The 26362-nt window shown below is 72.1% G+C and carries 23 protein-coding genes and 1 pseudogene; 20 read left to right on the top strand and 4 right to left on the bottom strand.

Translation table 11 applies throughout. The annotated features are described in order from the left end of the window. From ABD127_RS12680 to ABD127_RS12665, 4 genes and pseudogenes are all read left to right on the top strand, one after another. A pseudogene (locus ABD127_RS12680) lies at positions 1-164 on the top strand (glycosyltransferase); the annotation flags it as partial. A gap of 38 nt (positions 165-202) precedes the next feature. After that, on the top strand, positions 203-1114 hold the full coding sequence (locus ABD127_RS12675) for an ABC transporter ATP-binding protein (protein ID WP_344202076.1): 912 nt from the start codon (positions 203-205) through the stop codon (positions 1112-1114). Next, positions 1111-2688, top strand: coding sequence for an ABC transporter permease (locus ABD127_RS12670; RefSeq protein ID WP_344202074.1), 1578 nt, complete (start codon positions 1111-1113; stop codon positions 2686-2688). The genes ABD127_RS12675 and ABD127_RS12670 overlap by 4 nt, the downstream gene beginning before the upstream one ends. 46 nt (positions 2689-2734) lie before the next feature. Continuing rightward, entirely contained in the window at positions 2735-3133 is a 399-nt protein-coding gene (locus ABD127_RS12665) for a DUF6157 family protein (protein ID WP_344202071.1), read from the top strand. Between the two features lie 201 nt (positions 3134-3334). On the opposite strand, the gene ABD127_RS12660 is transcribed toward ABD127_RS12665, so the two are convergent. Beyond that, entirely contained in the window at positions 3335-4408 is a 1074-nt protein-coding gene (locus tag ABD127_RS12660; RefSeq protein ID WP_344202069.1) for a porin PorA family protein, read from the bottom strand. A gap of 255 nt (positions 4409-4663) precedes the next feature. On the opposite strand from ABD127_RS12660, the gene dnaK reads away from it, so the two are divergent. The 9 genes from dnaK to ABD127_RS12615 all read left to right on the top strand — a co-directional run bounded on the left by dnaK (position 4664) and on the right by ABD127_RS12615 (position 18324). Then, positions 4664-6505 (top strand): molecular chaperone DnaK, encoded by a 1842-nt coding sequence (dnaK, locus tag ABD127_RS12655; protein ID WP_344202066.1) that lies wholly within the window; start codon positions 4664-4666, stop codon positions 6503-6505. Then, positions 6502-7113, top strand: a complete 612-nt coding sequence (gene grpE / locus ABD127_RS12650) for a nucleotide exchange factor GrpE (protein WP_344202063.1) — start codon at positions 6502-6504, stop codon at positions 7111-7113. The genes dnaK and grpE overlap by 4 nt, the downstream gene beginning before the upstream one ends. Positions 7114-7160: 47 nt before the next feature. Next, positions 7161-8276, top strand: coding sequence for a molecular chaperone DnaJ (dnaJ, locus tag ABD127_RS12645; protein ID WP_344202060.1), 1116 nt, complete (start codon positions 7161-7163; stop codon positions 8274-8276). A gap of 76 nt (positions 8277-8352) precedes the next feature. Next, positions 8353-8742, top strand: coding sequence for a heat shock protein transcriptional repressor HspR (locus ABD127_RS12640; protein ID WP_344202057.1), 390 nt, complete (start codon positions 8353-8355; stop codon positions 8740-8742). 208 nt (positions 8743-8950) lie between these two features. Further along, on the top strand, positions 8951-9418 hold the full coding sequence (locus ABD127_RS12635) for an RDD family protein (RefSeq protein WP_344202055.1): 468 nt from the start codon (positions 8951-8953) through the stop codon (positions 9416-9418). 264 nt (positions 9419-9682) lie between these two features. Continuing rightward, positions 9683-14128, top strand: coding sequence for a lamin tail domain-containing metallophosphoesterase family protein (locus ABD127_RS12630; protein WP_344202053.1), 4446 nt, complete (start codon positions 9683-9685; stop codon positions 14126-14128). A 159-nt stretch (positions 14129-14287) separates the two neighbouring features. Then, on the top strand, positions 14288-15673 hold the full coding sequence (locus tag ABD127_RS12625; protein WP_344202051.1) for a sigma 54-interacting transcriptional regulator: 1386 nt from the start codon (positions 14288-14290) through the stop codon (positions 15671-15673). A 16-nt stretch (positions 15674-15689) separates the two neighbouring features. Beyond that, positions 15690-17780, top strand: a complete 2091-nt coding sequence (locus tag ABD127_RS12620) for a vWA domain-containing protein (protein ID WP_344202048.1) — start codon at positions 15690-15692, stop codon at positions 17778-17780. Between the two features lie 22 nt (positions 17781-17802). Next, positions 17803-18324 (top strand): 2'-5' RNA ligase family protein, encoded by a 522-nt coding sequence (locus tag ABD127_RS12615; RefSeq protein WP_344202045.1) that lies wholly within the window; start codon positions 17803-17805, stop codon positions 18322-18324. A gap of 30 nt (positions 18325-18354) precedes the next feature. Here ABD127_RS12615 and ABD127_RS12610 read toward each other — a convergent pair whose 3' ends face one another. Continuing rightward, complete coding sequence (locus tag ABD127_RS12610) at positions 18355-19110, bottom strand: SDR family NAD(P)-dependent oxidoreductase (protein WP_344202043.1); 756 nt, start codon at positions 19108-19110, stop codon at positions 18355-18357. Between the two features lie 85 nt (positions 19111-19195). Here ABD127_RS12610 and ABD127_RS12605 point away from each other — a divergent pair, with 85 nt between their 5' ends. The 5 genes from ABD127_RS12605 (at position 19196) to ABD127_RS12585 (ending at position 23957) form a co-directional block, all read left to right on the top strand. Beyond that, a complete protein-coding gene (locus ABD127_RS12605) occupies positions 19196-19783 on the top strand; it encodes a hypothetical protein (protein ID WP_344202041.1) in 588 nt (195 codons plus the stop codon). Between the two features lie 118 nt (positions 19784-19901). Next, positions 19902-21275: an FAD-dependent oxidoreductase gene (locus tag ABD127_RS12600; RefSeq protein ID WP_344202038.1), complete on the top strand. Its 1374-nt coding sequence runs from the start codon at positions 19902-19904 to the stop codon at positions 21273-21275. An 83-nt stretch (positions 21276-21358) separates the two neighbouring features. After that, positions 21359-21766, top strand: a complete 408-nt coding sequence (locus ABD127_RS12595; RefSeq protein WP_344202035.1) for a hypothetical protein — start codon at positions 21359-21361, stop codon at positions 21764-21766. Beyond that, positions 21763-22515, top strand: coding sequence for a hypothetical protein (locus tag ABD127_RS12590; RefSeq protein ID WP_344202033.1), 753 nt, complete (start codon positions 21763-21765; stop codon positions 22513-22515). The genes ABD127_RS12595 and ABD127_RS12590 overlap by 4 nt, the downstream gene beginning before the upstream one ends. Next, the gene (locus ABD127_RS12585) at positions 22512-23957 is read left to right on the top strand and encodes an alpha/beta hydrolase family protein (protein WP_344202030.1); all 1446 of its coding nucleotides are present in this window, start codon (positions 22512-22514) and stop codon (positions 23955-23957) included. The genes ABD127_RS12590 and ABD127_RS12585 overlap by 4 nt, the downstream gene beginning before the upstream one ends. 12 nt (positions 23958-23969) lie before the next feature. Here the strand turns inward: ABD127_RS12585 and ABD127_RS12580 are convergent, their stop codons facing one another. Further along, positions 23970-24338 carry a VOC family protein gene (locus ABD127_RS12580; RefSeq protein WP_344202028.1) on the bottom strand — a complete coding sequence of 123 codons (369 nt, stop codon included), beginning with the start codon at positions 24336-24338 and terminating at the stop codon, positions 23970-23972. A gap of 62 nt (positions 24339-24400) precedes the next feature. Here ABD127_RS12580 and ABD127_RS12575 point away from each other — a divergent pair, with 62 nt between their 5' ends. Beyond that, positions 24401-24859 (top strand): MarR family winged helix-turn-helix transcriptional regulator, encoded by a 459-nt coding sequence (locus ABD127_RS12575; protein WP_344202025.1) that lies wholly within the window; start codon positions 24401-24403, stop codon positions 24857-24859. 103 nt (positions 24860-24962) lie between these two features. Here ABD127_RS12575 and ABD127_RS12570 read toward each other — a convergent pair whose 3' ends face one another. Next, positions 24963-25373 (bottom strand): hypothetical protein, encoded by a 411-nt coding sequence (locus tag ABD127_RS12570; protein WP_344202022.1) that lies wholly within the window; start codon positions 25371-25373, stop codon positions 24963-24965. 100 nt (positions 25374-25473) lie between these two features. Between ABD127_RS12570 and ABD127_RS12565 the strand changes: the two genes are divergently transcribed. Continuing rightward, complete coding sequence (locus ABD127_RS12565) at positions 25474-26331, top strand: 3-hydroxybutyryl-CoA dehydrogenase (protein ID WP_344202019.1); 858 nt, start codon at positions 25474-25476, stop codon at positions 26329-26331. The last annotated feature ends 31 nt before the right edge of the window (positions 26332-26362 follow it).

Raw genomic sequence — 26362 nt, 5'->3', positions numbered from 1 at the left:
CGGCCCTCGCCGACGCGGTCCAGCGGCTCGCCGCGACGCCCGTCGCGGCCCGACGGCGGGCGGCCCGGCGCCAGGCGGAGCGCTACCCCTGGACGTCGACGGTCGACCGCATGCTGGCGGTCCACGGGGCGTGGGCCCGCCCGCGGCTGACGACGGCGGGCTGATCCCTCACTCCCAGGGTCGACGGGTGCAGACTGGCGACATGACCGACCTCGTGATCGACGTCGAGGACCTCGTCAAGCACTACGGGGCGACCCGCGCCCTCGACGGCCTGGACCTCCACGTCGAGGCCGGCGTGATCGCCGGGTTCCTCGGCCCGAACGGCGCCGGCAAGTCCACCACGATCCGGGTGCTCCTGGGTCTGCACCGCGCGACCTCCGGCCGCGCCCGGCTGTTCGGCCGGGACCCGTTCGCGGATGCGGTCGACCTGCACCGCCGCCTCGCCTACGTGCCCGGCGACGTCGCGCTGTGGCCGCGCCTGACCGGTGGCGAGATCGTCGACCTGTTGCTCGGCATGCGGGGGGTGAAGGCGGCACCACGGCGCGACGAGATGCTCGAGCGCTTCGAGCTCGACCCGACCCGCCGCGCCGGGACCTACTCCAAGGGCAACCGGCAGAAGGTCGCGCTGGTGGCGGCGTTCGCGGCGGACACCGACCTGCTCGTGCTCGACGAACCCACCTCGGGCCTGGATCCGCTGATGGAGGCGGAGTTCCAGCGCTGCACCCAGGAGGCCGCCGACCGCGGAACGACGGTCCTGCTGTCGAGCCACATCCTGGCCGAGGTCCAGCAGCTGTGCGACACCGTCACGATCGTGCGGGCCGGGCGCACCGTGCTCGCGGGACGTCTCGACGAGCTCCGGTCGGTCACGCGGTCCCGCCTCGTCGCGACGGTCGCCTCCGGCGCCGAGCGGCTCGACGCGCTGGACGGGGTGCACGACCTCGAGGTCGACGGAAGCCACGTCACCTGCACGATCGACGACGCCGCGACGGCCGAGGTCGTCGCGGTCGTGGCCGAGCTGCGGCCGTCGTCGCTCACGGTCGAGCCCCCGTCGCTGGAGGAGCTCTTCCTGCGCCAGTACGGCCCGGCCGACAGCGCGGTCGACGAGTCCGCATGAGGCCCGGTGCCTGGGCCGGCACCGCCGGTCTCTGTCGTCTCGCGTTCGCGACCGAGCGCCGGTGGATCGTCGGCACGTTCCTGGCGTTCCTCGCGACCTACGTCGCGACCGCGGCACAGATCCGCCAGATCGCGCCGACGGTCGGCGAGCGCGTGGGGTTGCAGGGCACGATCGCGCAGACCCCCGGGTTCCGCGTCCTGCTCGGGCCGTTCGAGCACACGGCCGAGATCGGCGGAGCGACGCTCTGGCGGGTCGGCGTGTTCATGCTGGCGGTCGCGGGGATGCTCGCGGCGGCCTGCGTCGTGCGGCTGACCCGACGCGCGGAGGAGCAGGGACAGGCCGAGCTGCTGGGTGCGGCGGCCGTGGGTCGGCTGGCTGCGCTCGGCGCGGGCCTCGTGGCCGCCGCGGCGCTGACCCTCGCGGCCGCCGTCGGCGCGACCCTCGGTCTGGTGGTCGGCGCCGGTGCGGGCGCGACGGATGCCGTCGCGGCCGGTGCGCAGGTCGTCGTGGTCGGGGTCGCCACGGCGGGGCTGGCGGCCGTGGCGGCCCAGGTCGCGCAGGCCGCCCGGTCTGCCCTCGGGATCGCCGCTGGCGTGCTGCTCGCCGCGTACGCGGTCCGAGGAGCGGCGGACGTCCGGCACAGCGACGCGGTGCAGTGGCTCACGCCGTTCGGCTGGGCGGCTCAGGTCGACCCGTTCGGCGAGGACCACTGGTACCCGCTCGGCGTCGCGCTCCTCGCGACCGCGCTGCTCGTCGGGCTGGCCGTCGTGCTGCGCGACCGGCGGGACGTGGGCGCCGGGCTGATCGCTCCTCGTCCCGGCCGTCCCACGGGGCGGCAGCTCGGGACGCCGCTCGCCCTGACGCTGCGGCTGGAGCGTCGGGCCGGCGCGGTGTGGCTGGCGGGTCTCGTCGCGTTCGGGATCTTCGTCAGCAGCCTGGTGCCGACCGTCGTCCGGCTCGGCTCGGCCGAGGGGGGTCTCGCGGAGGCGCTGCGGCGTCTCGGTGGCGCCGGTGCGCTGACCGACGTGTTCGTCTCGGCGATGGCCTCGATCGGCGCGCTCGTGGTGGCCTCGTGGGGCGTCGCGGTCGTCACGCGTCACCACGCGGACGAGACCGGCGGCCGGCTCGAGCAGGTCCTGGCGACCGCCGTGTCGCGACGCTCCGTGCTCCTCGCGCCCGCCGTGGTCGCGCTGCTCGGCGTGCTGCCGGCGCTGGCCGTGTCGGGCGTGGCGATCGGGCTGAGCGGCGGCGACCTGGGTGACGCGCTGGCGGCAGCGCTGGTGCAGGCACCTGCGGTCTGGGTCGTGATCGCGTTCGCCGTGCTGGGACAGGCCCTGGGTGGGCGGTGGACCGCGATGGCGTGGGGCGGCGTCGTCTGGGCGACGGGCGTCGGTCAGGTCGGGTCCGCCGTTGGCCTGCCTGAGTGGGCGCAGCAGGCGTCGCCGTTCACCCACGTCCCCGGAGTGCCGGCCGACCCGTTCGCGTTGGTGCCGGAGCTGGCCCTGACCGTCGGGGCCGCCCTGCTCCTGGTCGCCGCGGTGGTGGTCGTGCGTCGCCGGGACGTGCCGCGTTGACCTGTTCGGACTGAAACGGTCGGCCTGCGGTGGCATGCTGTGGAGCATGGCCGCCGGACCTCACACCACGAACTACCACGACGCGTTCATCGCCGTCGCGCCCGACACCCGGGCCGTCACGGCCGCAGCGCCGCCCGCCAAGGACACCCCCACCGTTGCGCAGATCCAGTTCGAGATGCTCGTCGACGCGCCCTACGTCCACACCTCCGACGACGTCGTGCACGCCTCGCAGGGCGCCCGGCGGGGCATCTCCCGCGAGGAGTTCTTCGCGAAGGGCCAGCCGTGCCTGCGCACGTCGCCGTTGGTCAAGACCTACGGCTGGGGCCTGCACCACGACGCCGAGGGCCGCGTCGCCCTGTACGCCGTCGAGTCGTCGGAGTACCGCGAGCTCGCCGCCCGCGACGACCTGAAGCAGCTCGCCGGCATGAGGTCGTCCCGGGCCTGAGGGGGCGGTGGGTTCCCCGCTCCCTGAGGTGCGAGCGAGGAACGAGCGAGCCTCGAAGGGTGTGCGGTGACCGCGCGTGGCTGGCGTGCCCCCTTCGAGGCTCCTTCGTCGCGCCTCAGGGGGCGGGAGGGGCGTCGGGCCACGCTGACGGCGAACGGCCCGCCTCGCGGGTGCGAGACGGGCCGTTCGGTGGAGCAGTGACTACCGGCCGGAGCCGACCAGCTCGTGGTCGTCGACCGGGGCATCGCCCTTCGAGCGGGGACGAGCCACGACCGCGCCGACGCCGAGCAGGATGATGCCGAGGGCCGCGAGGCCGATCGGCAGGTACGTCTGCACCAGGTTGATCTTCGAGGCGTTCGACGCCGCGGTGTCGGCCAGCCGGGCGACCGACTCGTCGTCGGCCATGAGCTGGACGTTGTTGAGGTCCAGCAGCGGGTAGGGCTGGTCGCCGAAGTCGGCGTACAGCGTGATCGTCTGGTCCTGACCGGTCTTGAGCGGCGAGCCTAGCTCGGAGTCGATCCAGATCTTCGTGGTGTTGGTCGAGATGAACGTCGCCGGGACCTCGGGGCCGGCCGCCGCGAGGTCCTCGCGGAGCTGGTCGCCCTGGCTGCCCGCGATCTGCGCGACGAAACTCGCGACGGTCGCGTTCGGCAGGACGGTGCCGTCGGTGTTCATGCTGCGACCGACCGTGGCCTGCAGGGTCTCGAGCGTGCCCTCGGCCTTGACGGGGGCGATCGTGGTGCCCTCGAAGTAGTACGCCGTGCGGCCCTCGATCGTCTCGGTGCGGACGTAGTCGACCTTCTGGGCCGAGTCGGTCGTGCCGTCGTACGTCGTGAACGAGTCCTTGCTGGGGTGGCGGACGTGCGACAGGACGACGCCGCCGGACTGGTCGTCGACGTCGTCGACGCCCTCGACCTGGCCGTAGTCGGTGCGGTCGATCGCGAACGTCTTGTCGGTGACGGAGTCGCCCGACGGCAGCTCGGCGGTCGAGACGCTGTGGACGATCGCGGTGGAACCGTCGGTGCTCTCGACCTCGACCTTGCGGTTGGCGTCGATCGTCACGGAGTCGCCGAGCTCGAGCGTCGCCGGGTCGAGCTGCGCGCTCGAGCCGTCGTAGGTCACCGTGCTGGTGAAGTCGCCCGGCAGCATCGTGAGTCGCGGCGCGATGACGAAGACGGTGAGTGCGGCGAGCACAACGAGCAGGAGCCCGCTGATCGTGAAGCCCGTGCCGCGGCCCTTGGCTGCGGTGGACGAATTGGTACGGCTCTTGGCCATGGTCGAACTCCCTCGTGACATGCGCCGCCCATGAGGCTGGCGCATCGATGCCACTCGTCCCTCCCGAGTGACTTCCGTCACGGTACCGCCCCGGTGGTTCAGAACCAAGTTCCAGGTCGAGGAGGGGAATGCGGAGCGCTTGGACGAAGTTGATAAGATCAGACTCAAGTCATCTGACTGTCGAACTTCAATCACCGCAGAGCAGTCATCGGGCGCGACCAGCGCCCCGACACCGATTCCCAGGAGGACCCACCCATGGCACGTGCCGTCGGCATCGATCTCGGTACCACCAACTCCGTCGTCGCCGTTCTCGAGGGCGGCGAGCCCACCGTCATCGCCAACGCGGAGGGCGCGCGCACCACGCCGTCCGTCGTCGCGTTCGCGAAGGACGGTGAGGTCCTGACCGGCAAGGTCGCGAAGAACCAGGCCGTCACCAACGTCGACCGCACGATCCGCTCGGTCAAGCGCCACATGGGCACCGACTGGACCCAGACGGTCGACGGCAAGGACTTCACGCCGCAGCAGATCAGCGCCTTCATCCTGCAGAAGCTCAAGCGCGACGCCGAGGCGTACCTGGGCGAGCCCGTCACCGACGCGGTCATCACGGTCCCGGCCTACTTCAACGACCACCAGCGCCAGGCGACGAAGGAGGCCGGCGAGATCGCGGGCCTCAACGTCAGCCGCATCATCAACGAGCCCACCGCGGCCGCGCTCGCGTACGGCCTCGACAAGGGCGACGACCAGACGATCCTGGTCTTCGACCTCGGCGGCGGCACGTTCGACGTCTCGCTGCTGGAGATCGGCGACGGCGTCATCGAGGTCAAGGCCACCAGCGGCGACAACCACCTCGGTGGCGACGACTGGGACGACGCGGTCGTCAAGTGGATCGTCGACGGCTTCAAGTCCAAGACGGGCATCGACCTGACCAAGGACAAGATGGCGATGCCCCGCATCCGCGAGGCCGCCGAGCTCGCCAAGATCGAGCTCTCCAGCTCGACCAGCACCTCGATCAACCTGCCGTACATCACGGTCCAGGACGGCAGCCCCGTCTTCCTCGAGGAGACGCTGACCCGCTCGGAGTTCGAGAAGGTCACCGCCGACCTGCTCGCGCGCACCAAGGCGCCGTTCCAGAACGTCATCAAGGACGCGGGCGTCAAGGTCGGCGACATCGACCACGTCGTCATGGTGGGCGGTTCGACCCGCATGCCGGCCGTGTCCGAGCTCGTCAAGAGCCTGACCGGCGGCCAGGACCCCAACAAGGGCGTCAACCCCGACGAGGTCGTCGCGATCGGCGCGAGCCTCCAGGCCGGCGTGCTCAAGGGTGAGGTCAAGGACGTCCTGCTCCTCGACGTCACGCCGCTGAGCCTCGGCATCGAGACCAAGGGCGGCGTCATGACGAAGCTCATCGAGCGCAACACGACGATCCCGACCAAGCGCAGCGAGGTCTTCACGACCGCCGACGACAACCAGCCGTCCGTCGCGATCCAGGTCTACCAGGGCGAGCGCGAGATGGCCGCGGGCAACCAGCTGCTCGCCACGTTCGAGCTGACGGGTCTCCCGCCGGCGCCGCGCGGCGTGCCGCAGATCGAGGTCACCTTCGACATCGACGCCAACGGCATCGTCAACGTCTCCGCGAAGGACCGCGGCACGGGCAAGGAGCAGTCGATGACGATCACCGGCGGCTCGGCGCTCAGCAAGGACGACATCGACAAGATGGTCAAGGACGCCGAGCAGTACGCCGAGGAGGACCGTCAGCGCCGCGAGGCCGTCGACGTCCGCAACCAGGGCGACTCGCTGGTGCACACGACCGAGTCCTTCCTGGCCGAGAACGGCGACAAGGTCGGCGACGACCTCAAGACCGAGGTCCAGGCCGACGTCGACGCGCTGAAGGAGTCGCTGAACGGCGACGACACCGACGCGATCAAGGCGGCCACGGGCAAGCTGGCCGAGTCGAGCCAGAAGCTCGGCACGGCGCTCTACGAGGCGGCGGCCGCCGAGGCCGCCAGCGCCCCCACGGGTGACGCCGACGGCAGCAACGACGACGACGTCGTCGACGCCGAGATCGTCGAGGACGACGACACCGAGGAGCGCAAGTGACGCAGGGCCCCACCGACCCCGAGGACCTGTCCACGGACCCTGAGTCGACGGAGGGCGTGCTGCCCGAGCAGGAGCCGGCGGCGGGCGACGAGCCCGCCCCGGCCCCCGCCGGGGAGGCCGACCCGGTCGCCGAGGCGAAGGCCGAGCTGGCCGAGCGGACGGCCGACCTGCAGCGTCTCCAGGCCGAGTACGTCAACTACAAGCGGCGCGTCGACCGTGACCGCGAGCTCGTGCGGGCGCAGGGCGAGGCAAAGGTCCTCGAGTCGCTCCTGACGGTGCTCGACGACATCGCGCGCGCCGACCAGCACGGTGAGCTCGAGGGTGGCTTCAAGGCCGTCGCCGACTCGCTGCAGGGCGCCGTCACGAAGCACGGGCTCGAGACGTTCGGCGCCACGGGCGACGCGTTCGACCCGGCGCTGCACGAGGCCGTCACGCACGCGGGCGAGTCCCCGGACGTCGACGTCACCTCCGTCGCGCTGGTGATGCGCACGGGCTTCAAGGTCGGCGACCGCGTGCTGCGCACGGCGATCGTCGGCGTGGTCGACCCGGCCGCCCCCGCGGCCGAGGCGTCGGAGGATCCGGCGCCCGCCGACCAGCCCGACGCCTGAGCTCGTCCCATTCCGCACGATCGACCTGAACGAGGGGAGGTGGCTACGTGAGCGCCACTGACTGGTCCGGCAAGGACTTCTACGGTGTCCTCGGCGTCGCCAAGGACGCGTCGGCTGACGACGTCAAGAAGGCCTATCGCAAGCTCGCCCGGGAGAACCATCCCGACGCGAACCCGAACAACAAGGCGGCCGAGGAGCGGTTCAAGTCCGTCTCCGAGGCCTACGCGGTGCTCTCGGACGCCACCAAGCGCAAGCAGTACGACGACCAGAAGTCGATGTTCGGGCAGTTCCGCAGCCAGGGCGGCCCGGGCGGCGGCACGCAGTCCGACTTCGACCTCAGCGACATCCTCGGCGGGATGTTCGGTGGTGGCGGCGGACGGCGGCGTCGCCAGACCACGGCGCGTCGGGGCGACGACCTCGAGTCGGAGGCCACGATCGGCTTCGCCGAGGCCGTCGACGGCGTCACGATCGGACTGCGCCTGCCCAGCGACGAGGCGTGCGGCACGTGCCACGGCACGGGCGCACGCCCCGGCACGGCGCCCACGGTGTGCGGCAAGTGCCAGGGCAGCGGCATGCAGACGAGCGCCAACGGCGGCGTCTTCGCGATGACCGAGCCCTGCCAGAACTGCCGCGGTCGGGGCATGGTCGTCGAGCACGCGTGCTCGACGTGCTCCGGCTCGGGCCGCTCGCCGTCGAGCCGCACCCTCCAGGTGCGCGTCCCGGCCGGCGTGCAGGACGGTCAGCGCATCCGGCTCAAGGGCAAGGGCGCGCCGGGTTCCGGCGGTGGCCCCGCCGGCGACCTGATGCTGCTGGTGCACGTCGACCCCCACCCCGTCTTCGGGCGCAAGGGCGAGCACCTGACCTTGTCGGTGCCGGTGGCCTACGACGAGGCCGCCCTCGGCGCCGACGTCGCGGTGCCCACGATGGAGGGCAGCTCGGTCACGCTGCGCATCCCGGCGGGCACGCCCCACGGACGCACCCTGCGGGTGCGTGGCAAGGGTGGCGTGGCGCGCTCCGGTCGTCGCGGCGACCTGCTCGTGACGGTCGAGGTCTCGGTGCCCGCGACCCTGACCGACGCCGAACGTTCGGCGATCGAGGCCTTGCGCGAGGCCCGTGCGGGCAGCGATCCTCGAGAGGACCTCTTCAAGGCGGTGCAGAAATGAGCGAGCGGCAGCGAGTGAGCATGTCGTCGGTCATCGCTGTGCCGACTATCGTGCCCTTTCCTGAGGCGGTGCAGCGATGACGACGAATCCGTTCGTCCCTCCGGGACCCGAGGCCAAGGTGTTCGTGATCAGCGTGGCGGCCGAGCTCTCGGGCCTGCACCCGCAGACGCTGCGCACGTACGACCGTCTCGGCCTGGTCGAGCCGGGCCGCACGGGCGGCGGCGGTCGGCGCTACTCGCTGGCCGACATCGAGCTGCTGCGTCGCATCGCCGACCTGACCGCGGAGGGCCTGGGGCTCGAGGGCGTCAAGCGCGTCATCGACCTGGAGCATCGTGTCGCGGCTCTTGCGTCGCGGGTGAGCGAGCTCGAGGCCGAGCTGTCGCTGGCCCACCAGGCGCTCGGCACGGTCGCGAACCTCCCGGTCCGCGCCGCCGCCGCCCAGGTCACCCTCTACCGCCGCCGCTGACCCCCGGGGCGGTGACTTAGTCGCGCATCCCGGCAGAGGGCGGTGAGTCTGTCGCCCATCAGCGGCCGGAATGGGCGACCAGCTCACCGCCGAACTGGCGGACAGGCGACTGACTCACCGCCCGGGGTGGCGGTGTGGACGGTGCGGGTGCGGAAGTGAGGCGATAGCCCTAGTTTGTCGGCGGGGGGACCGACGAAAGGTATTCGCCATGACCGCTGCACCGCCGCCTGCCTCACCGCCCGCCTCGGGTGCGAGCCTCGCCAGCTGGGGCGCGCGCCTCGGCGCGTACATCATCGACATCCTGCCGATCATCGTGCTGCTGGTCGTGCTGACGGCCGTCTTCGGCGACAACGAGACCACCAGCAACAGCTTCTCCTTCCAGCTCTCGGGGCTGCCGTTCGTGGCCCACCTCGTGCTGTCCATCGGATGGCTCGTCCTCAACTGGGGCATTCGCCAGGGCCGCACCGGCAGCACCGTCGGCAAGTCGGTCCTCGGCATCGCCGTCAACGGCGCGGCCTCGGGCCAGCCGCTCGGCGTGGGCCTGTCGATCGCCCGCCAGCTCCTGCACGTCATCGACGCGCTGCCCTGCTACCTCGGGTTCCTGTGGCCGCTGTGGGACAAGCAGAACCGCACGTTCGCCGACATGATCCTCGACACCCGCGTCGTCAAGCGCTGACCCCTGGGCGGTGAGTGAGGGACCTGTCGTCGCCTCGGGCGGTGAGATGGGGACGTGTTGAGGCCCTCCACTGGTCCCTAGCTCACCGCCCACCGGGCGCACTGGTCCCCAACTCACCGCCAGCTGGCGGGGCGCGGCGGGGGAGGGGGACGTCGGGCGTCCACCTGTCGTCCACCTGTGAGGCGGCTGTCGTTCGCCAGGCCTGGTTAGCGTCCGGGCCGCAAGGGGGCCCGTCGGGGGCGTCCCCTCGGACGGAAGACGCTCATGACCTTGGCTGCCGCGCCCCTGCCCACGTCGACACGTCCGTGGCGGGTGCTGCTGCACCTGGTGCTGGGCGCCGCGCTGCTGGCCGCGACCCTGGTCGCCGGCCTCGCCGCGCCGGCGCAGGCCGCCAAGCCACCGCCGCTGTTCGTCTCCGAGATCGTGGCGAACCCCACCGGCGTCGACGAGTACGAGTACGTCGAGGTCACCAACCCCGGCACCACGCCCGTCCCGCTCGACGGCTTCACGTTCTCCTACATCTACGTCGACTCCACCGACACCGCGCGTGACGTGCGACTGACGGTCGACGGCACGACGACGGTCGCACCGGGCGAGTCGGTCGTCCTCTGGCTCAGCTACACCGCGACGGGCATCGACTCCTTCGCGCGCACCGTCGACCAGTTCCGCGCTGCGAACGGCACCGCGCCCACGACCCAGGTCCTGCGCCTGACCGGGCAGCCCGGCATGGCCAACGGCGGCGACCGCGGCATCCGCATCAGCGACGCCACCGGCATCGTGACCTGGTCGTACTACCCGGCCGGCTCGCAGGCGATCGACCTGGGCACCGACTTCTCCGTGCCCGCCGACCGCGGCCAGTCGGCGCCGGTGCTCGCGGTGCAGACGCCCATGACGCCGGGCACGGTCAAGCCCGAGGCCCTCGTGCCGGTCGTCCCGGTCGACCCCGAGCCCGAGGTGCCGGACGACATCGGCGCGCTCGACCCGGACCCCTCGCTCGTGGCCGCGCCCCTGCAGATCACCGAGCTCGTGCCCGACACCGCGAACGTCGGCGGCTCCGACGGCTACGAGTTCGTCGAGGTCTTCAACGCGACCGACCGCGACGTCGACTTCTCCGACTACGCGCTGACCTACCTCTACCCGCAGGACACGACGACCAACACCAACGAGGCCGCGTGGCCCGCCGTGCCGAGCGACGTCGTGATCCCGTCGGGGAAGACCCTGACGTTCTGGATCAAGAACGGCGCCAACGATGCGCTGACGGACGCCGACTTCAACGCGCACCACGACAGCGACCTGACCCTCGGCGAGGACCTCGTCGAGATCTTCTCGGCCGGCATGGCCAACGGCACGCCGCGCGGCATCGCGATCCGCACCAACACGGGCTTCGAGGTCAACCGCGCGTACTACAACATGGCAGGCGCCGACGACGTCGACGCGGACGTCGCGATCGTCTACGGCGGCACGCCCGACCAGACGCTGCAGACGATCGTGGCCCGCCGCGAGCCCTCGCCCGGCCGCGTGCAGGTCGACCAGGTCGCCGACGGCCTCGTCGTCGTGCCCGACGACACCACCGCGCCGGTGGTCGACGACCGCACGGCCGACGCGATCGACCCGCTGACCGGCTTCGTGCTCGACCTCCAGGTCACCGACGACGTGCAGGTGCGCACCGTCACCGTCGAGGTCAGCAACGACGTCGACACCGAGCCGCGGCGGGTCAACCTCGTGCACGGCGCGAGCGACACGGCGGCGTACGGCACGGTCGTGCACCCCGCCGACGTCGCGGGGAAGCGCTGGTTCGAGTACGTGGTCGAGGCCTCCGACGGCACGTCGGTGACGCGTACCGAGACCCGACGCGTCCTGGTCGACGGGGCCAGCACCGACCCGGTCCGCCTGAACGTCGCCGACGGCGACTTCGTCGGCGGCACGACGACGATCTCGGCCGCGGGCGAGAGCTACCCGCCGAGCATCGAGCTCGCGATCGACGGCACGCCGGTCGCGACGCGCGCCTCGCTCGAGCAGACGCCGTACTTCGTCTTCGAGGTCTCGCAGACCGACTTCTACTTCCGCAACGGCGTGCGCATCGGGGACGAGATCCTGCACGTCTTCGACGAGGGCACGTACGAGCGCACCGAGACGATCGCGGTGCCCGTGCCACTGACCTTCATCACGCAGGGCGAGCCGCTCTCGGTCGACGTGTGGGCCGGCACCAAGGCCGGGCCGTGGATCGACCTCGACGAGAACAACGACGACTTCGTCATGTCGGGCATGCGTCTGGTGCTGCCGGACGGCCGCACGCTGCGCCCCGCCGGGTACGACGACCCGACGCGCTTGATCCAGATGGGCGACAGCGCGGGCAAGAACGACTTCTACGCCTCCGTGTTCGACCTCGGCGACGACGCGTTCACCGCCGTGGCCCACGACTGGGACACCACGACGGTCGCGGACGGGCCGCACCAGGTCGTCGCCACCGAGGGGGAGGACCGCGCCGAGGCGCAGGTCCTGGTCGACAACACCGCGCCCGCGGTCACGCCGAGCGTGGAGGACGGCCGCGTCTACCAGGGCGAGATCGTGCTCGACGCCGTGATCGACGACGGCGCCGGATCGGGCGTCGTCGACACCGTGACCTCGCTCGACGGCGAGCCCGTCGTCCTGCCGTTCGCGACCTCGTCGGTCGTGCTGGCGCCGGGCGACCACGTGTTCACCGTCATCGCGACCGACGCCGTGGGCAACGCGACCGAGCGATCGGTGACGTTCACCGTCCCGGACGAGCAGCCGGGCGCCGACGGCGTCGCCCCGGCGGACGGTGCGGAGGTCGAGGCCGGTGACGTCGTGCTGCAGGCGCGGGTCGAGGACCCGACGAACGACCCGCTCAGCGTGTCGTTCCGCCGCGGCGAGCACTACGCGCTCGGCGAGGAGCAGATCGTCGCCGCGAGCGGCACGACCCACGACGCCCGTGCACTGCAGCGCGACGGCGCACCCGCGGACCCGGTGCTCGCCCAGCCGTTCGCGGCCGAGCCGGTCCCGACCCAGGTCGGGCTCGCCCCGGTCACGGGCACGGACGCGCTCCCGTACTACACGTTCGACGTCGCCGTGCCGGCCGACGCGGGCGCCGACGCCACCGCCCGCCTGACGTGGAACGGCACGGCCGACCGCGACTCTCAGGTGATCCTCTACGTGCTGGCCGCCGACGGGTCGCGCTGGATCGAGCTGACGCGCCACCGCACGTCCACCGACGGCGAGGCGTTCACGCTGCTGGGCACGGCCGTCGTCGGCGAGACGGCGCGCGACGGCGTGATCACCGCGCTGGTGCAGCACTCCGAGGGCTTCTCGGGTGCCGACCTCAGCGACCGCTCGACCGCGGTGACCCCGGCGAACCCGCTCGACACCCCGCGCTCCGACTACGACTTCACGATCGCGTGGGAGTCGGACACGCAGTACTACAACGAGCAGTTCACGCAGCACCAGACCGCGATCCACGACTACGTCCTGGGTCAGCGCGAGAACCAGAACATCCAGTACCTGATCCACACCGGCGACATCATCGACGACTGGGACCAGCCGTACCAGTGGGCCAACGCCGACGCCGAGTACGCCCGGCTCGACGACGCCGACCTCCCGTACGGGGTGCTGGCGGGCAACCACGACGTCGGCAGCCAGCTGTCGGACTACTCCGAGTTCGAGAAGTTCTTCGGGGAGGCGCGGTACGCCGACAACCCCTGGTACGGCGGCTCGTACCAGGACAACCGCGGCCACTACGACCTCATCTCGGCCGGCGGCATCGACTTCGTGATGCTCTACATGGGCTGGGACCCGCAGGCCGACTCCATCGCGTGGATGAACGAGGTCCTGGCGCAGTACCCCGAGCGGGTCGCGGTCATCAACCTGCACGAGTTCATGCTGACGACGGGCGGCCTCGGACCCGTGCCGCAGCAGATCCAGGACGAGGTCGTCGCGACGAACCCGAACGTGCGGATGGTGCTCTCGGGGCACTACCACGACGCGTTCACGCGCATCGACGCGTTCGACGACGACGGCGACGGCGTCCCGGACCGCGACGTCTACTCGATGCTGTTCGACTACCAGGGCCTGCCCGAGGGTGGTCAGGGCTTCCTGCGGCTCCTGCAGTTCGACAACGAGGGGGAGTCGATGCGGGTGCGGACGTACTCGCCGTCGCTCGACGTCTACAACTCCGACGACCCGTCGCTGCTCGACCCGGGCGCCGACCCGTACGTCTACCAGGACTTCGAGATCGGCTACGACGCCCTGCGGATCACGCCGAGCGACAAGACGCTCGCGACGACGGGCTTCACCGCCGAGATCCTGACGACCGACGAGATCGGGGCGCTGCAGGACGTGCCGAGCGGTTCGGTCGCGGCGGTGAAGTGGCCGCTGAGCGAGCTCGGTGACTACGGCTGGTACGTCCACACGGAGGACCCGTACGGCGCGACGCACGACACCCCGGTCTACGCGTTCACCCTCGTCCCGGCCGCGGCCGGTCCGGGCGACGGTGGTTCGGGACCGGGCGCAGGTGGTGACGGTGCCGGCACGGGTCCGGGTGGCGCGGCCGGTGACGGCTCGACGCGACCGGCCGGGGCCGACCGCGACCTGCCGGACACGGGCCTGTCGATCGACCCGCTCCTGCTCCTGGTGGCCGCTGGCCTGGTCGGCCTCGGCGCGTGGCTCCTCCGCCGCCGCCGGGCGGTGAGCTAGGGACGAGTCCGACCGCCGGGCGGTGAGCTAGGGACGAGTCCGAGGTCGCGACACGTCCCTATCTCACCGCCCAGTGCGGTGACACGTCCCTAGCTCACCGCCCGGGCTCTTGCTGCGTGCGCCGGGCACGCCGTGGACGGCGGGAGTAGCGTCGGTGTCGTGACCGCCCCGTCCCCCACGACCGTCGGCCAGCTGCGCGCCTCGGGCCATGTGCACAGGCCGCTCCGCGTCGAGATCCGCGACAACCTGCTGGCCGCCCTCGCCGAGGGCCGCGACCCCTGGCCGGGCCTGCACGGCTTCGAGCACACCGTCGTGCCGCAGCTCGAGCGCGCGCTCATCGCCGGGCACGACATCGTGCTGCTCGGCGAGCGCGGCCAGGGCAAGACGCGCCTGCTGCGCACGCTCGTGGGCCTGCTCGACGAGTGGACGCCCGTCATCGAGGGTTCCGAGCTCGGCGAGCACCCCTATGCGCCCATCACCGTGGCCAGCATCCGTCGCGCCGAGGAGCTTGGTGACGACCTGCCGGTCGTGTGGCGCCACCGCGACACGCGCTACGCCGAGAAGCTGGCCACGCCCGACACGAGCGTCGCCGACCTGATCGGCGACGTCGACCCGATGAAGGTCGCCGAGGGTCGCAGCCTGGGCGACCCGGAGACGATCCACTTCGGACTGATCCCGCGCAGCCACGGCGGGATCGTGGCCATCAACGAGCTGCCCGACCTCGCGGAGCGCATCCAGGTCGCGATGCTCAACGTGATGGAGGAGCGCGACATCCAGATCCGCGGCTACGTGCTCCGACTGCCGCTCGACGTCCTCGTCGTCGCCAGTGCCAACCCCGAGGACTACACCAACCGCGGCCGCATCATCACGCCGCTGAAGGACCGGTTCGGGGCCGAGATCCGCACGCACTACCCGCTCGCGCTCGTCGACGAGATCGCCGTCGTCCGCCAGGAGGCCCAGCTGGTCGCCGAGGTGCCCGACCAGCTCATCGAGGTGCTGGCGCGGTTCACCCGCGCCCTGCGCGAGTCGTCGGCCGTCGACCAGCGCAGCGGCGTCAGCGCCCGGTTCGCGATCGCCGGAGCCGAGACCATCGCGGCGGCAGCGCTGCACCGCGCGACGCGGCAGGGTGAGGAGCGGGCGGTGGCGCGCCCCGTCGACCTGGAGACGGCGGTCGACGTGCTCGGCGGCAAGATCGAGTTCGAGTCGGGCGAGGAGGGCCGTGAGGACCTCGTGCTCGACCACCTCCTGCGCACGGCCACGGCCGAGACGGTGCAGGGGCTCTTCGCGGGGATCGACTTCGGGCTGGTGGTCGAGGCGCTCGAGGGGGGCGACCTGGTCGCCACGGGCGAGCAGGTCAGTGCCCGAGACTTCCTCGCCGGGCTCCCCGTGCTGGGCGAGTCCGATCTCTACGACCAGGTCGCCGATCGTGTGGGGGCCGATGACGACGGCGAGCGGGCCAGCGTGATCGAGCTGGCGCTCGAGGGCCTGTTCCTGGCTCGCCGCATCGCCAAGGACTCAGCCGGCGGCGAGACGGTGTACGGCTGAGGCCGGGAGTCGATCCATGAGCCGTCAGAACCGACGCCTGACCCGCGCGTCGCGCTACGGCCGGTACGCCGGCGGACCCGATCCGCTCGCGCCGCCGGTCGACCTCAGCGAGGCGCTCGACGCGATCGGTGAGGACGTCATGGCGGGGTACTCGCCCGAGCGCGCCCTGCGCGAGTTCCTCCGTCGCGGCGGCTCCGACCAGAAGGGGCTGGACGAGCTCGCGCGGCGTGTTGCCGAGAAGCGTCGCGACCTGATGCAGCGGCACAAGCTCGACGGCACCTTGGCCGAGGTCAAGGAGCTGCTCGACCGGGCCGTCCTGGCCGAGCGCGGGCAGCTCGCTCGCGACGTCGACCTCGACGACGGCGAGCGCGCGCTCGCCGAGCTGCAGCTCGATGCGCTGCCCGGTTCGCCGGCCGCTGCGGTCCGCGAGCTCTCGACCTACTCGTGGAAGAGCACGCAGGCGCGCGAGGACTACGAACGCATCAAGGACCTGCTGGGGCGCGAGCTGCTCGACCAGCGCTTCGCCGGCATGAAGGACGCGCTCGAGAACGCCACGGACGCCGACCGTGCGGCCGTCAACCAGATGCTCGACGACCTCAACGACCTGCTCGACAAGCGCCGCGAGGGCACCGACACGCAGGCCGACTTCGACGCCTTCATGGACGAGCACGGCGACTACTTCAGGTCCGAGGACGGCACGCTGCCGCAGGACCTCGACGAGCTGCTCGACGAGATGGCGCGACGCTCGGCTGCGGCCCAGCGCATGATGAGCTCGATGACCCCCGAGCAGCGTCAGGAGCTGACGCAGCTCTCGGCGCAGGCGTTCGGCTCGCCCCAGCTGAACGACGCGCTCGGGCGGCTGGATGCGAGCCTGCAGTCGCTGCGTCCCGGCGAGGACTGGGGTGGCTCCACCCCGATGGACGGCGAGCAGGGGGTCGGGCTCGGCGACGGCACCGGCGTGTTCCAGGACCTGGCCGATCTCGACGCGCTGGCCGAGCAGCTCGCGCAGTCGTATCGCGGTGCCAACCTCGACGACGTCGATCTCGACGCACTGTCGCGACAGCTCGGCGACGAGGGCGTCGTCGACCTGTCGACCCTGAAGGATCTCGAGCGCGCCCTGCGCGAGTCGGGGGCCGTGCAGCGCGGCACCGACGGGCAGCTCCGGCTCACGCCCAAGGCGATGCGCCAGCTGGGCAAGGCGCTGCTCCGCGACGTCGCCCAGGCGATGTCGGGGCGCCGGGGCCAGCGCGAGACGCGGCGTGCCGGCGCCGCGGGCGAGCGCTCCGGCGCCACCCGCGAGTGGGCGTTCGGCGACACCGAGCCGTGGGACGTGACCCGCACCGTGACCAACGCGATCCAGCGCACCGTGGGCGAGGGTGGCACGCCCGCGTCGATGGCCACGGACGGTGTGCGGCTGCAGATCGGCGACGTCGAGGTGCAGGAGACGGAGGACCGCACGCAGGCCTGCGTGGCGCTGCTCGTCGACACCTCGTTCTCGATGGCGATGGACGGGCGGTGGGTGCCGATGAAGCGCACGGCGCTCGCGCTGCACACGCTCATCAGCACGCGGTTCCGCGGCGACGCGCTGCAGCTCGTCGCGTTCGGGCGCCATGCCGAGACGATGGAGATCGAGCGGCTGACCGCGCTGGAGCCCGAGTACGCCAAGGGCACCAACCTGCACCACGCCCTGCTGCTCGCGAACCGGCACTTCCGCAAGCACCCGAACGCCCAGCCGGTGCTGCTGATCGTGACCGACGGCGAACCCACCTCGCACCTGGAGGGGAGCGGCGACGTCTGGTTCAGCTATCCGCCGCACCCGGTCACGATCGCGGTGTCGGTGCGCGAGCTGGAGGCCTCGATGCGCCTCGGCGCGCAGACCACCTTCTTCCGGCTCGGCGAGGACCCGGGGCTGGCGCGCTTCATCGACCAGATGGCTCGCCGCGTGGGCGGATCGGTCGTCTCGCCCGAGCTCGACGACCTCGGCGTCGCGGTCGTGGAGTCCTACCTCGGGTCGCGCCGTGGCGGTGCTGGTGGTTCCGGGGGTTCCGGCGGATCCGGCACGGGCTTCGGGGGCGGCTGGCCCGGCCGCGGCTTCTGGGCCGGCTGACCCGGTCGCTACCGTCGAGGCCGTGCCGCAGACCATCGAGCTGACTCTCGACGACGAGCTCGACGCCGCCGTCCGTGCGGAGTGGGACGTGCTCGCCGCCGCCGGCCTGCCGAGCCAGGCGCTGCACCTGGGCATCACGAACGCGCCGCACGTCACGCTCGGGGTGGCGTCGGCACTCGACGCGGCGACGACCGGCCGCCTCGCCGCCGTGCCCCTCCCCGACCAGATCCGACTTGGCGGGCTCCTGGTGTTCCGCGGCAGGCGGTCGTCGGTGGTGTCGCGCGCGGTGATCCCGAGCGCCGCACTGCTCGCCGCCCACGCCGCGGTCGACGAGGCGATGGCCGGCGCGCCGGGACGGCCCGACCTCACGCTGCCGGGCCGCTGGACCCCGCACGTCACGCTCGCCCGGCGCCTCGATGACGCCCGGCTCGCGCAGGCGCTCGACCTGCTGGCCGAGGTCCCGCGCGAGCTCGTCGGCGCCCCGAGCGCGCTGCGTCACTGGGACTCGGACGCCAAGGCCGTCCACGTCCTCCGCACCCGCTGACGCCTCGCTCTGCGGGGCGCGTTGCCGGGCCTACTGGGCGGCGTACCCGCCGTCGACCAGGTGGTAGCTCCCCGTCACGAACGTGGCTGCGTCCGAGGCGAGGAAGGCGACGAGCTGGGCGACCTCGTCGGAGGTGCCGAGCCGTCCGGTCGCGTGCTTGGCCGCGAGCGCGGCCTGGGTCTCGGCGTCGAGGTTGGCCTCGAGCAGAGGCGTGCTGATGAAGCCGGGGCCGACCACCGTGACACGGACGCCGTCGGCGCTGTGCTCCAGAGCGGCGTTCTTCGTGAGGCCGACGAGCGCGTGCTTCGTGGCGACGTAGGCCGAGGAGCCCGCGATGCCGACCGAGCCGAGCACCGAGCCCATGTTCACGATCGCGCCACCGCCCGCCGCCGTGATCGCGGGGATCTGCGCGCGCATGCCGTAGAAGACGCCGTTGAGGTTGACGCGGACGACCGCGTCCCAGCTCTCGACGGGGTAGCTCCCGACGGGCTCGTCGGCGCCGCCGATGCCCGCGTTGTTGACGGCGATCCGCAGCGGCGCCATCTCCTCGGCGGCCGCGACGGCGGCCTGGGCGACCGCGGGATCGGCAGCGTCGCCGACGAAGGCGCGAGCGGTGCCGCCCGCAGCTGTGATCTCTCCGACGACCTCGTCGGCCGAGTCCTGTCGCAGGTCGTGGACGAGCACGGAGGCTCCGTTCGCGGCGAGCAGCAGGGCCACGGACCGGCCGATGCCGGAGCCAGCGCCGGTCACGATCGCGGAGCGGTCGGTGACGTCGTAGGTGGCCATGATGTCCTCACTCTCTTTCCGACACTTGTCGGACAAGTCTCATCCTACAACTGTCGGTTAGGGTGGGTCGACCCGAGGAGGACCGATGGACGCGCGAGCCCGACGCAGCCGTGACCGGCTCTTCACCGCTGTGCTCGAGCTCGCCGCAGACACGCCCGTCGACGAGCTGAGCGTCACGCGGGTCGCGCGTGCGGCCGAGGTGCACCGCTCCACGTTCTACGAGCACGCGTCGACGCCGGACGGGCTCCTGCGCGCCGCCCTGCTCGCCGAGCTCGACGAGCTGCGTGCCGATCTCCTCGACGACCCCGACCGCGACACCGATGCCGCCGTCGCCCAGACCACCCGCGACGTGCTCGAGCACGTGCTGCGCCACCTCGCGATCTACCGCCGCGGCCTGGCCGACGCCGCGGGGGCCGGCGGGCTGCACGGCATGCTCAGCCAGCACTTCCTCGCCTCGTCGCGGTCGCTCCGCGAGCAGGGGCGGCTCGAGCTGCCGCACGGTGTCGCCGGGGCGGACGACCGCCTGGTCGCGGAGTCCGCGATGCGGCTGATCGCGCTCGGCACGGTCGGGGTGATCCGCGCCTGGCTCGACCAGCCCCGGCCGACCATCACCGACTTCGTGGCGACCTACGCGGTGCTGGTCCCCGCGTGGTGGGCCCAGGTGGACCCGTAGGTCGTCGGTCGTGTGACGTGGGACACGTCGCAGGCGGTCACATGGCGGACCGGATTTCCCGTGAGTTGCCGGGCCGCTTTAGGCTTGCCTTCGTTGTCGTCCTCCCAGGAGTTCTCTCATGACCAGGAAGCTGCGCGTCGGCATCGTCGGTGCCGGCCCCGCCGGCGTCTACGCCGCCGACATCCTCACGAAGTCGGATGCGCCGGAAGGGTTCGACGGCGTCGCCGTCGACATCCTCGATCGCGACCCCACGCCGTTCGGCCTGATCCGGTACGGCGTCGCGCCGGACCACCCGCGGATCAAGGAGATCATCAAGGCGCTCAAGCGCGTCATGGCGAACCCCGACATCCGCTTCTTCGGCAACGTCAACTTCGGCGCCGACGTCAAGCTCGAGGAGCTGCAGCAGTTCTACGACGCGGTCGTCTTCGCCACGGGCGCCCGCCGCGACCGCGACCTCCAGATGCCCGGCATCGACCTTGAGGGCTCGTTCGGCGCGGCCGACTTCGTCTACTGGTACGACGGCCACCCCGACGCCCCCCGCGAGTGGGACTTCCAGCCGCACGCCGAGAGCATCGCCGTCCTGGGCGTCGGCAACGTGGGCCTGGACGTCGCACGCATCCTGGCCAAGACGGCTGACGAGCTGCTCGTGACCGAGATCCCCGACAACGTCTACGAGGGCCTCAAGAACAACGCCGCGAAGGACGTCCACGTCTTCGCGCGCCGCGGCCCGGCACAGGTCAAGTTCACGCCGATGGAGCTGCGCGAGCTGTCGCACTCGCCCACGATCGACGTCATCGTCCACCCTGAGGGCTTCGAGTTCGACGAGGGCTCGATGGACGCGATCCGCGCCGCGAAGAGCCAGAAGCTCGTCGTCGACGTGCTGCAGAACTACCTCGCGAAGGAGCCCTCGGGCGCCCCGCACCGCATCCACATCCACTTCTGCCAGAACCCCGTCGAGGTGCTCGGCGAGGACGGCAAGGTCGTGGGCCTGCGCACCGAGATCACCGAGCTCGACGGCACGGGCAACGTCCGCGGCACGGGCGAGTTCAAGGACTGGCCCGTCCAGGCCGTCTACCGCGCGATCGGCTACTACTCCGACAACCTCCCGGGCCTGCCCTTCGACGCCAACGCGGGCGTCGTGCCGAACGACGGCGGCCACGTGATCGACATCGACGGCTCGCCCATCCCGGGCGTCTACGCGACCGGCTGGATCAAGCGCGGCCCGGTCGGTCTGATCGGTCACACCAAGTCCGACGCCGCCGAGACGATCGGCATGCTAGTCGCCGACGCCCCGACGCTGGCCCAGGCCGAGCAGCCCGAGCCCGCCGCGTTCGACCGCTACCTCGACGGTCGCGGCATCGAGTACACGACGTGGGAGGGCTGGGAGAAGCTCGACGCCCACGAGCTCGACCTCGGCGCCAACGACACCCACGCCCGCGAGCGCAAGAAGGTCGTCGCGCGCGACGAGATGGTACGCATCTCCCGCTCCTGATCGCCGGCGCGTGACATGGGGACCTCTCCCCAGTTCGTCCTGAGGTACTGACGCGGAGCGCTCCCGCACCTAGCGTGAATCGCATGGTGTTCGGGGGCGATCCGACCGAGGTGCGTGAGCACGCGCGCCGCGTGCGCGCCTGGGCCGACCAGGTCGACGGCGTCGCGGGCGAGGTGCTGCAGGCGGACTCGGTCGCCTGGGTGAGCGACGCGGCGTCGCGCTTCCGCGACGAGCTCACCGCACGTCAGGCCGAGGTGCAGGCGATCGCCGTGCGCTATCGCGAGGCGGCCGACCGGCTCGACGCACTCGCTGCGGCGCTGGAGGAGCGTCAGCAGGTGCTGGCGGGTCTGCTTGCTGCCGCCGGGCGCACGTTCGAGGAGCTGGCCGGTGCCGTGAGCGACGGTGTCGGCGACGTCGTCGACGTGGCGCAGGGGTGGGCGAACGACCTGGCCGAGACCGGTCGCGACGTCCTGGACTGGGCGGGCCTGTGAGGAGCGGGCTCGACGAGGCGACCTGGGCGGCCGTCGTCGCGGAGACCGGGTTGGACGTCGCGTCGTCGCCGCTCCGCCCGCTCGGCGAGCACGCCGCACCCGCCGCCGCACCCGAACCGACGCTCGTCGAGGCCGCCGCGCTGGCGCTCGGCCGGGCGGACGTCGGCATCTCGCTGCTGGCCGGCACGCACCACAGCGGCGTCATGGCCCAGCTCGGTGCCGACACGTCGGTCCTCGGGGTCGCGCTGCGCGCGGTGCTCTCCGGCGTCGGAGGCGCCGAGGGCCCCGTGGCGGTGCCGGGCGTCGAGCTGGGAGCGGGCCGTGCGGGCGGGATGGTCGAGGAGGTCATGCGACTCGTGCCGCCGGGCGGGGAGGTCCGGGACCTGCCAGCCGGGTCGGTGGGGCTCGAGCGTGAGGACGCGCTGGTCATGGCACGCACCGCCGTCGCCGACGAGCCCGTGGCCGACGCGGCCGCACGCCGGGCGGGCCTCGACGAGGTCCCGGAAGTCATCCGGGCCGTCGCCCGCGGAACGACGGCCAGCGCCACGCTGACGATCTCGACCAGCGCGGCGCGCCTCTACGCGGTGCGGCAGTGGCTCCTGACCGACGCGGGCTGGGTCAGCCTGACGATGCTGGGTCGTCGCGTGGTGCACGCGCCGCGCAGCCGTGACGAGCTGGCGGCGGAGCTGACGGCGCTGCTGGCGGGGGCGTGGGACTCGGCCCTCGCGGCGAGGGGGCGGGCCTCGTGAGCGGCGAGCTGCAGGTCGGTGGCGGTGCCGGCGGGGTCGCGGCGAGCTACGAGGACATGCTCTCCCAGGCCGACGTGCTGGACCTGGCCGGCGACGACCTGCGTCAGGTCGGCACGAGTCTCGCGGGGATGATCGGGGAGGCCGACCTCTGGCAGGCCTCCCTGCTCTGCCCGGGCGAGGTCGCGGCGGTGCAGGTCTCGATCGTGTCGGCCTCGAGCGGACCGGATGGTGCGCTGTGGGCCGGCGGCGAGGTCGAGGTCACGGCTCGGTACCTCCGGGTCGCGGTCGACGTCTACCAGCTCGCCGACGCGACGCTGGCGGGTGCGGAGGAGGCGTTCTGGACCGCGGGCGGCTGGACGTTCGGCGCTGTGCTCCCGGTAGCCGCGGTCGGTGCCGCGGGCGTGCTCGTCACGAGCCCCGGCCTGCTGGCGATGCTGCTGCTCGCCGACAAGGACGACGCGCTGAACGAGGTGCAGAACCTGATCTACGACGACCCGTGGCTGCTGGAGGCGCTGACCCGCATGGCGCCGGGCGCCGTGCAGGGGACCTCGTTCACGCTGGCCGCGCTGCTCCCGGCTGGGCCGCTGATCCTGTCGGGCCTCACCGGGGGGCGCTGGCCCTCGGGGGACTACACGACCTCGGTCGCCGGGCTCGCCGCACTGCTGCGCCAGGCCGGGCACCTGCAGGACACCGGCAGCTTCTCGGTCAGCCCGGCCGACGACCCGCCGCAGACGGTCTCGCTCGACGCCGACCACGCGGTGCAGACGATCTTCGAGCAGCAGGGTGCCCTCGGCGCCCAGGACGGGCGCGTGCAGATCATCACGGTCGACGGGCCCGACGGGCCGTCCTACGTCGTGCAGGTGCCGGGCACGCAGGACTGGTCGACGCAGCGCGGCGACAACCCGGTGGACCTCACGACCAACGTCGCCCTCATGGCGGGCGACGACACCGTGATGGCGGACCTGGTGGCCGACGCGATGCGGGAGGCGGGCATCCCGCCGGGCGCCCCGGTGATGCTGACCGGTCACAGCCAGGGCGGGATCACGGCGATGACGATGGCGGCCGACCCCGACCTGCGGGCGGAGTTCAACGTCACGAGCGTCGTCACCGGCGGCTCGCCCGTCGGCCGGGTCGACGTGCCCGACGGCGTCACGGTGCTGTCGCTGGAGCACACGCAGGACGTCGTGCCGATGCTGGACGGTGCCGACAACCCCGACCGGCCGGAGTGGACCACGGTGCGGCGCGAGCTCAGTGACGCCGAGGGCTCGGTGGACGGGCAGCGCGGCCCGGGCGGTGCCCACTCGGTGCCGAACTACGCCTCGACGGGCGCGCTCGTCGACGGCTCCGACGACTCCTCGATCGAGCGGTGGCGCGAGGACAACCAGCAGTTCTTCGGCTCGGGGCAAGCGCAGCAGTACCAGATCTCCGCCCAGCCCGGCTGAGGTCGTCGCCGGTCAGGCGCGGTCGTGGAGCGTGATCCGGTAGCCGTCGGGGTCGGCGAAGGTGAAGGTGCGACCGAAGGGCCCGTCGATCGGCTCCGCGACGATCGTGTGGCCGTCGGCGGCGAGCGCGTCGTGGATGGCCTGCACGTCGGTCGCGTGGAGCCAGATGGCGGCGCCGATGCCGGGCTGGGGCGCCGCGTCGAGGTCGGTGCCGGGCACGACGTCGCGGAGCGCGAACGCGATGGGCGTCGTCTCGAACACGACGGCGTGCGGCGGCCCGGTGGGCGAGCGGACGAGACCCAGGTACTGCTCGTAGAACGCCTGCGAGGCGTCGAGGTCGCGCGCCTGGAGGGAGATGAAGTCGGGGCCGGTGACGGGCATGGGGTGCTCCTTGGGTGTGTGTCAGTCTTCTGACACGAGTGAACGTATGTCAGACTACTGACATGAGTCAAGGCGAGTCCGGCATCCACCTGGAGACGTCGTTGGGGTACCTCCTGAAGGAGGCCTCGAGTGCGCTCCGCGCCGCGATGGAGGAGGTCCTGCGCCCGCTCGGCATGACGGTCACGCACTACTCGTGCCTCGAGCTCCTGGCGCAGCGCCCCGGACTCTCCAGCTCGGAGCTCGCCCGCGGGGCGTTCGTCACCCGGCAGTCGATGCACGTGCTGCTGCAGCACCTGGAGCGCGAGGGTCAGGTCACCCGTCCCACCGAGGCGCCGGTGGGCAAGGTGCTCCCCGCGCGGCTGACGCCCCGAGGTCGGCGCGCCCTGGCGAAGGCCAGCGCGGCGGTGCGCTCGGTCGAGGTCAGGATGCTGGCCGGCATGGACGAGTCCGAGCAGGAGAACGCCTTCCGCGCCCTGCAGAGCATGGTGCGCTCCCTGCGCGACGACCCCGCCACCCCCTGACCCCCGCGCGCGGATTCCCACGAGACCGCTCGAATCCCGCGTCGAGCGTACGAAGTTTCGTGCGCTCGATGCAGGATTCCGACGGTCTCGTGGGAAACCGCGGTCAGGGGAGGGCGCGCAGGACCCGGACGTGGCAGGTCGCGGGTTCGCCCTGAGCCGCGACGCCGGCGACCTGCACCGGGGTCGACCCGCCGGGCTGCACGCCGTCGACCGCCGCGCGGTTCGCGGGCCGCTCCTGGCCGTCGGCCGGACCCACGTACACGTCCACGGTGTACGACGCGGGGGAGTCGCCCGTGTTCGAGATCGTGCCGGTCGCGGTCCACAACCCGTCGGCGCCAGCCGTGCAGCTGAAGCCCGAGAGAGCCTCGGGTGCAGGGGCGGCGGTGGCCTCCGCGCTCGGCGTCGCCGAGGGGTCGGTGCCGCCCGAGCCGGACGATCCGCTGCACGCGCCGAGGGCCAGGCCGGCCGTCAGCACGGCGGCCAGGGCGGGCACCTGCAGCACGCGTCGTCGCATGCCCCCATCCCATCACGGCGAGCGGCGTCGCCGGGGCGTGCCCGCAGGGGTGTCGCGCCCGCGTGAGAACATGAGGGAAACCTCAGAACCAGGAGTGAGCATGACGATCGAGCGTGTGGGTGTGATCGGTGGCGGGCTGATGGGCTCGGGGATCGTGGAGGTCAACGCGCGCGCGGGGATCGACGTGACGTTGGTCGAGGTCTCGCCGGAGGCGGTCAAGGCCGCCGAGGCGCGGGTCACCTCGTCGCTCGACCGCGCTCTGGGCCGCGGCAAGCTGTCGCAGGAGGACTACGACTCGACGCTGGAGCGGATCCGGTTCACCGACGACCTCGAGCAGCTCGCCGATCGCCAGCTCGTCGTCGAGGCGGCCAGCGAGCGTGAGGACATCAAGCTCGACCTGTTCCGCCGCCTGGGCCAGATCCTGACCGACGACCAGGCGATCCTCGCCTCCAACACGTCCTCGATCCCGATCGTGAAGCTCGGTGCCGTCTCGGGCCGCGCCGACCGCGTGATGGGCGTGCACTTCTTCAACCCGGCGCCGGTCATGAAGCTCGTCGAGCTGATCCCGTCGCTGACCTCCAGCCCGGAGACGCTCGAGCGCATGCGCGGCTACGTGACCGACGGCCTGGGCAAGGACCCGATCGAGGCCACCGACCGCGCGGGCTTCGTCGTCAACAGCCTCCTCGTGCCGTACCTGCTCAGCGCGATCCGCATGTACGAGGCGGGCTACGCCTCGGCGGCCGACATCGACCAGGGCATGGTCCTGGGCTGCGGTCACCCGATGGGCCCGCTGGCGCTGTCGGACCTGATCGGCCTCGACACGGTCCGCGCGATCGGCATCTCGATGTACGACGAGTTCAAGGAGCCGCTGTACTCGCCGCCGCCGCTGCTCGACCGCATGGTCGACGCGGGCCTGCTGGGCAAGAAGTCGGGCCACGGCTTCTACCCCTACGGCTGAGACCCGGCCCAGCTCCACGCACCGACGTCAC

This window comes from Aeromicrobium alkaliterrae (assembly GCF_039529015.1).
Classification (GTDB): Bacteria; Actinomycetota; Actinomycetes; order Propionibacteriales; family Nocardioidaceae; genus Aeromicrobium; species Aeromicrobium alkaliterrae.
Note: the sequence above shows the minus strand (reverse complement) of the source record. Positions and strands in the feature narration are given on the sequence as shown.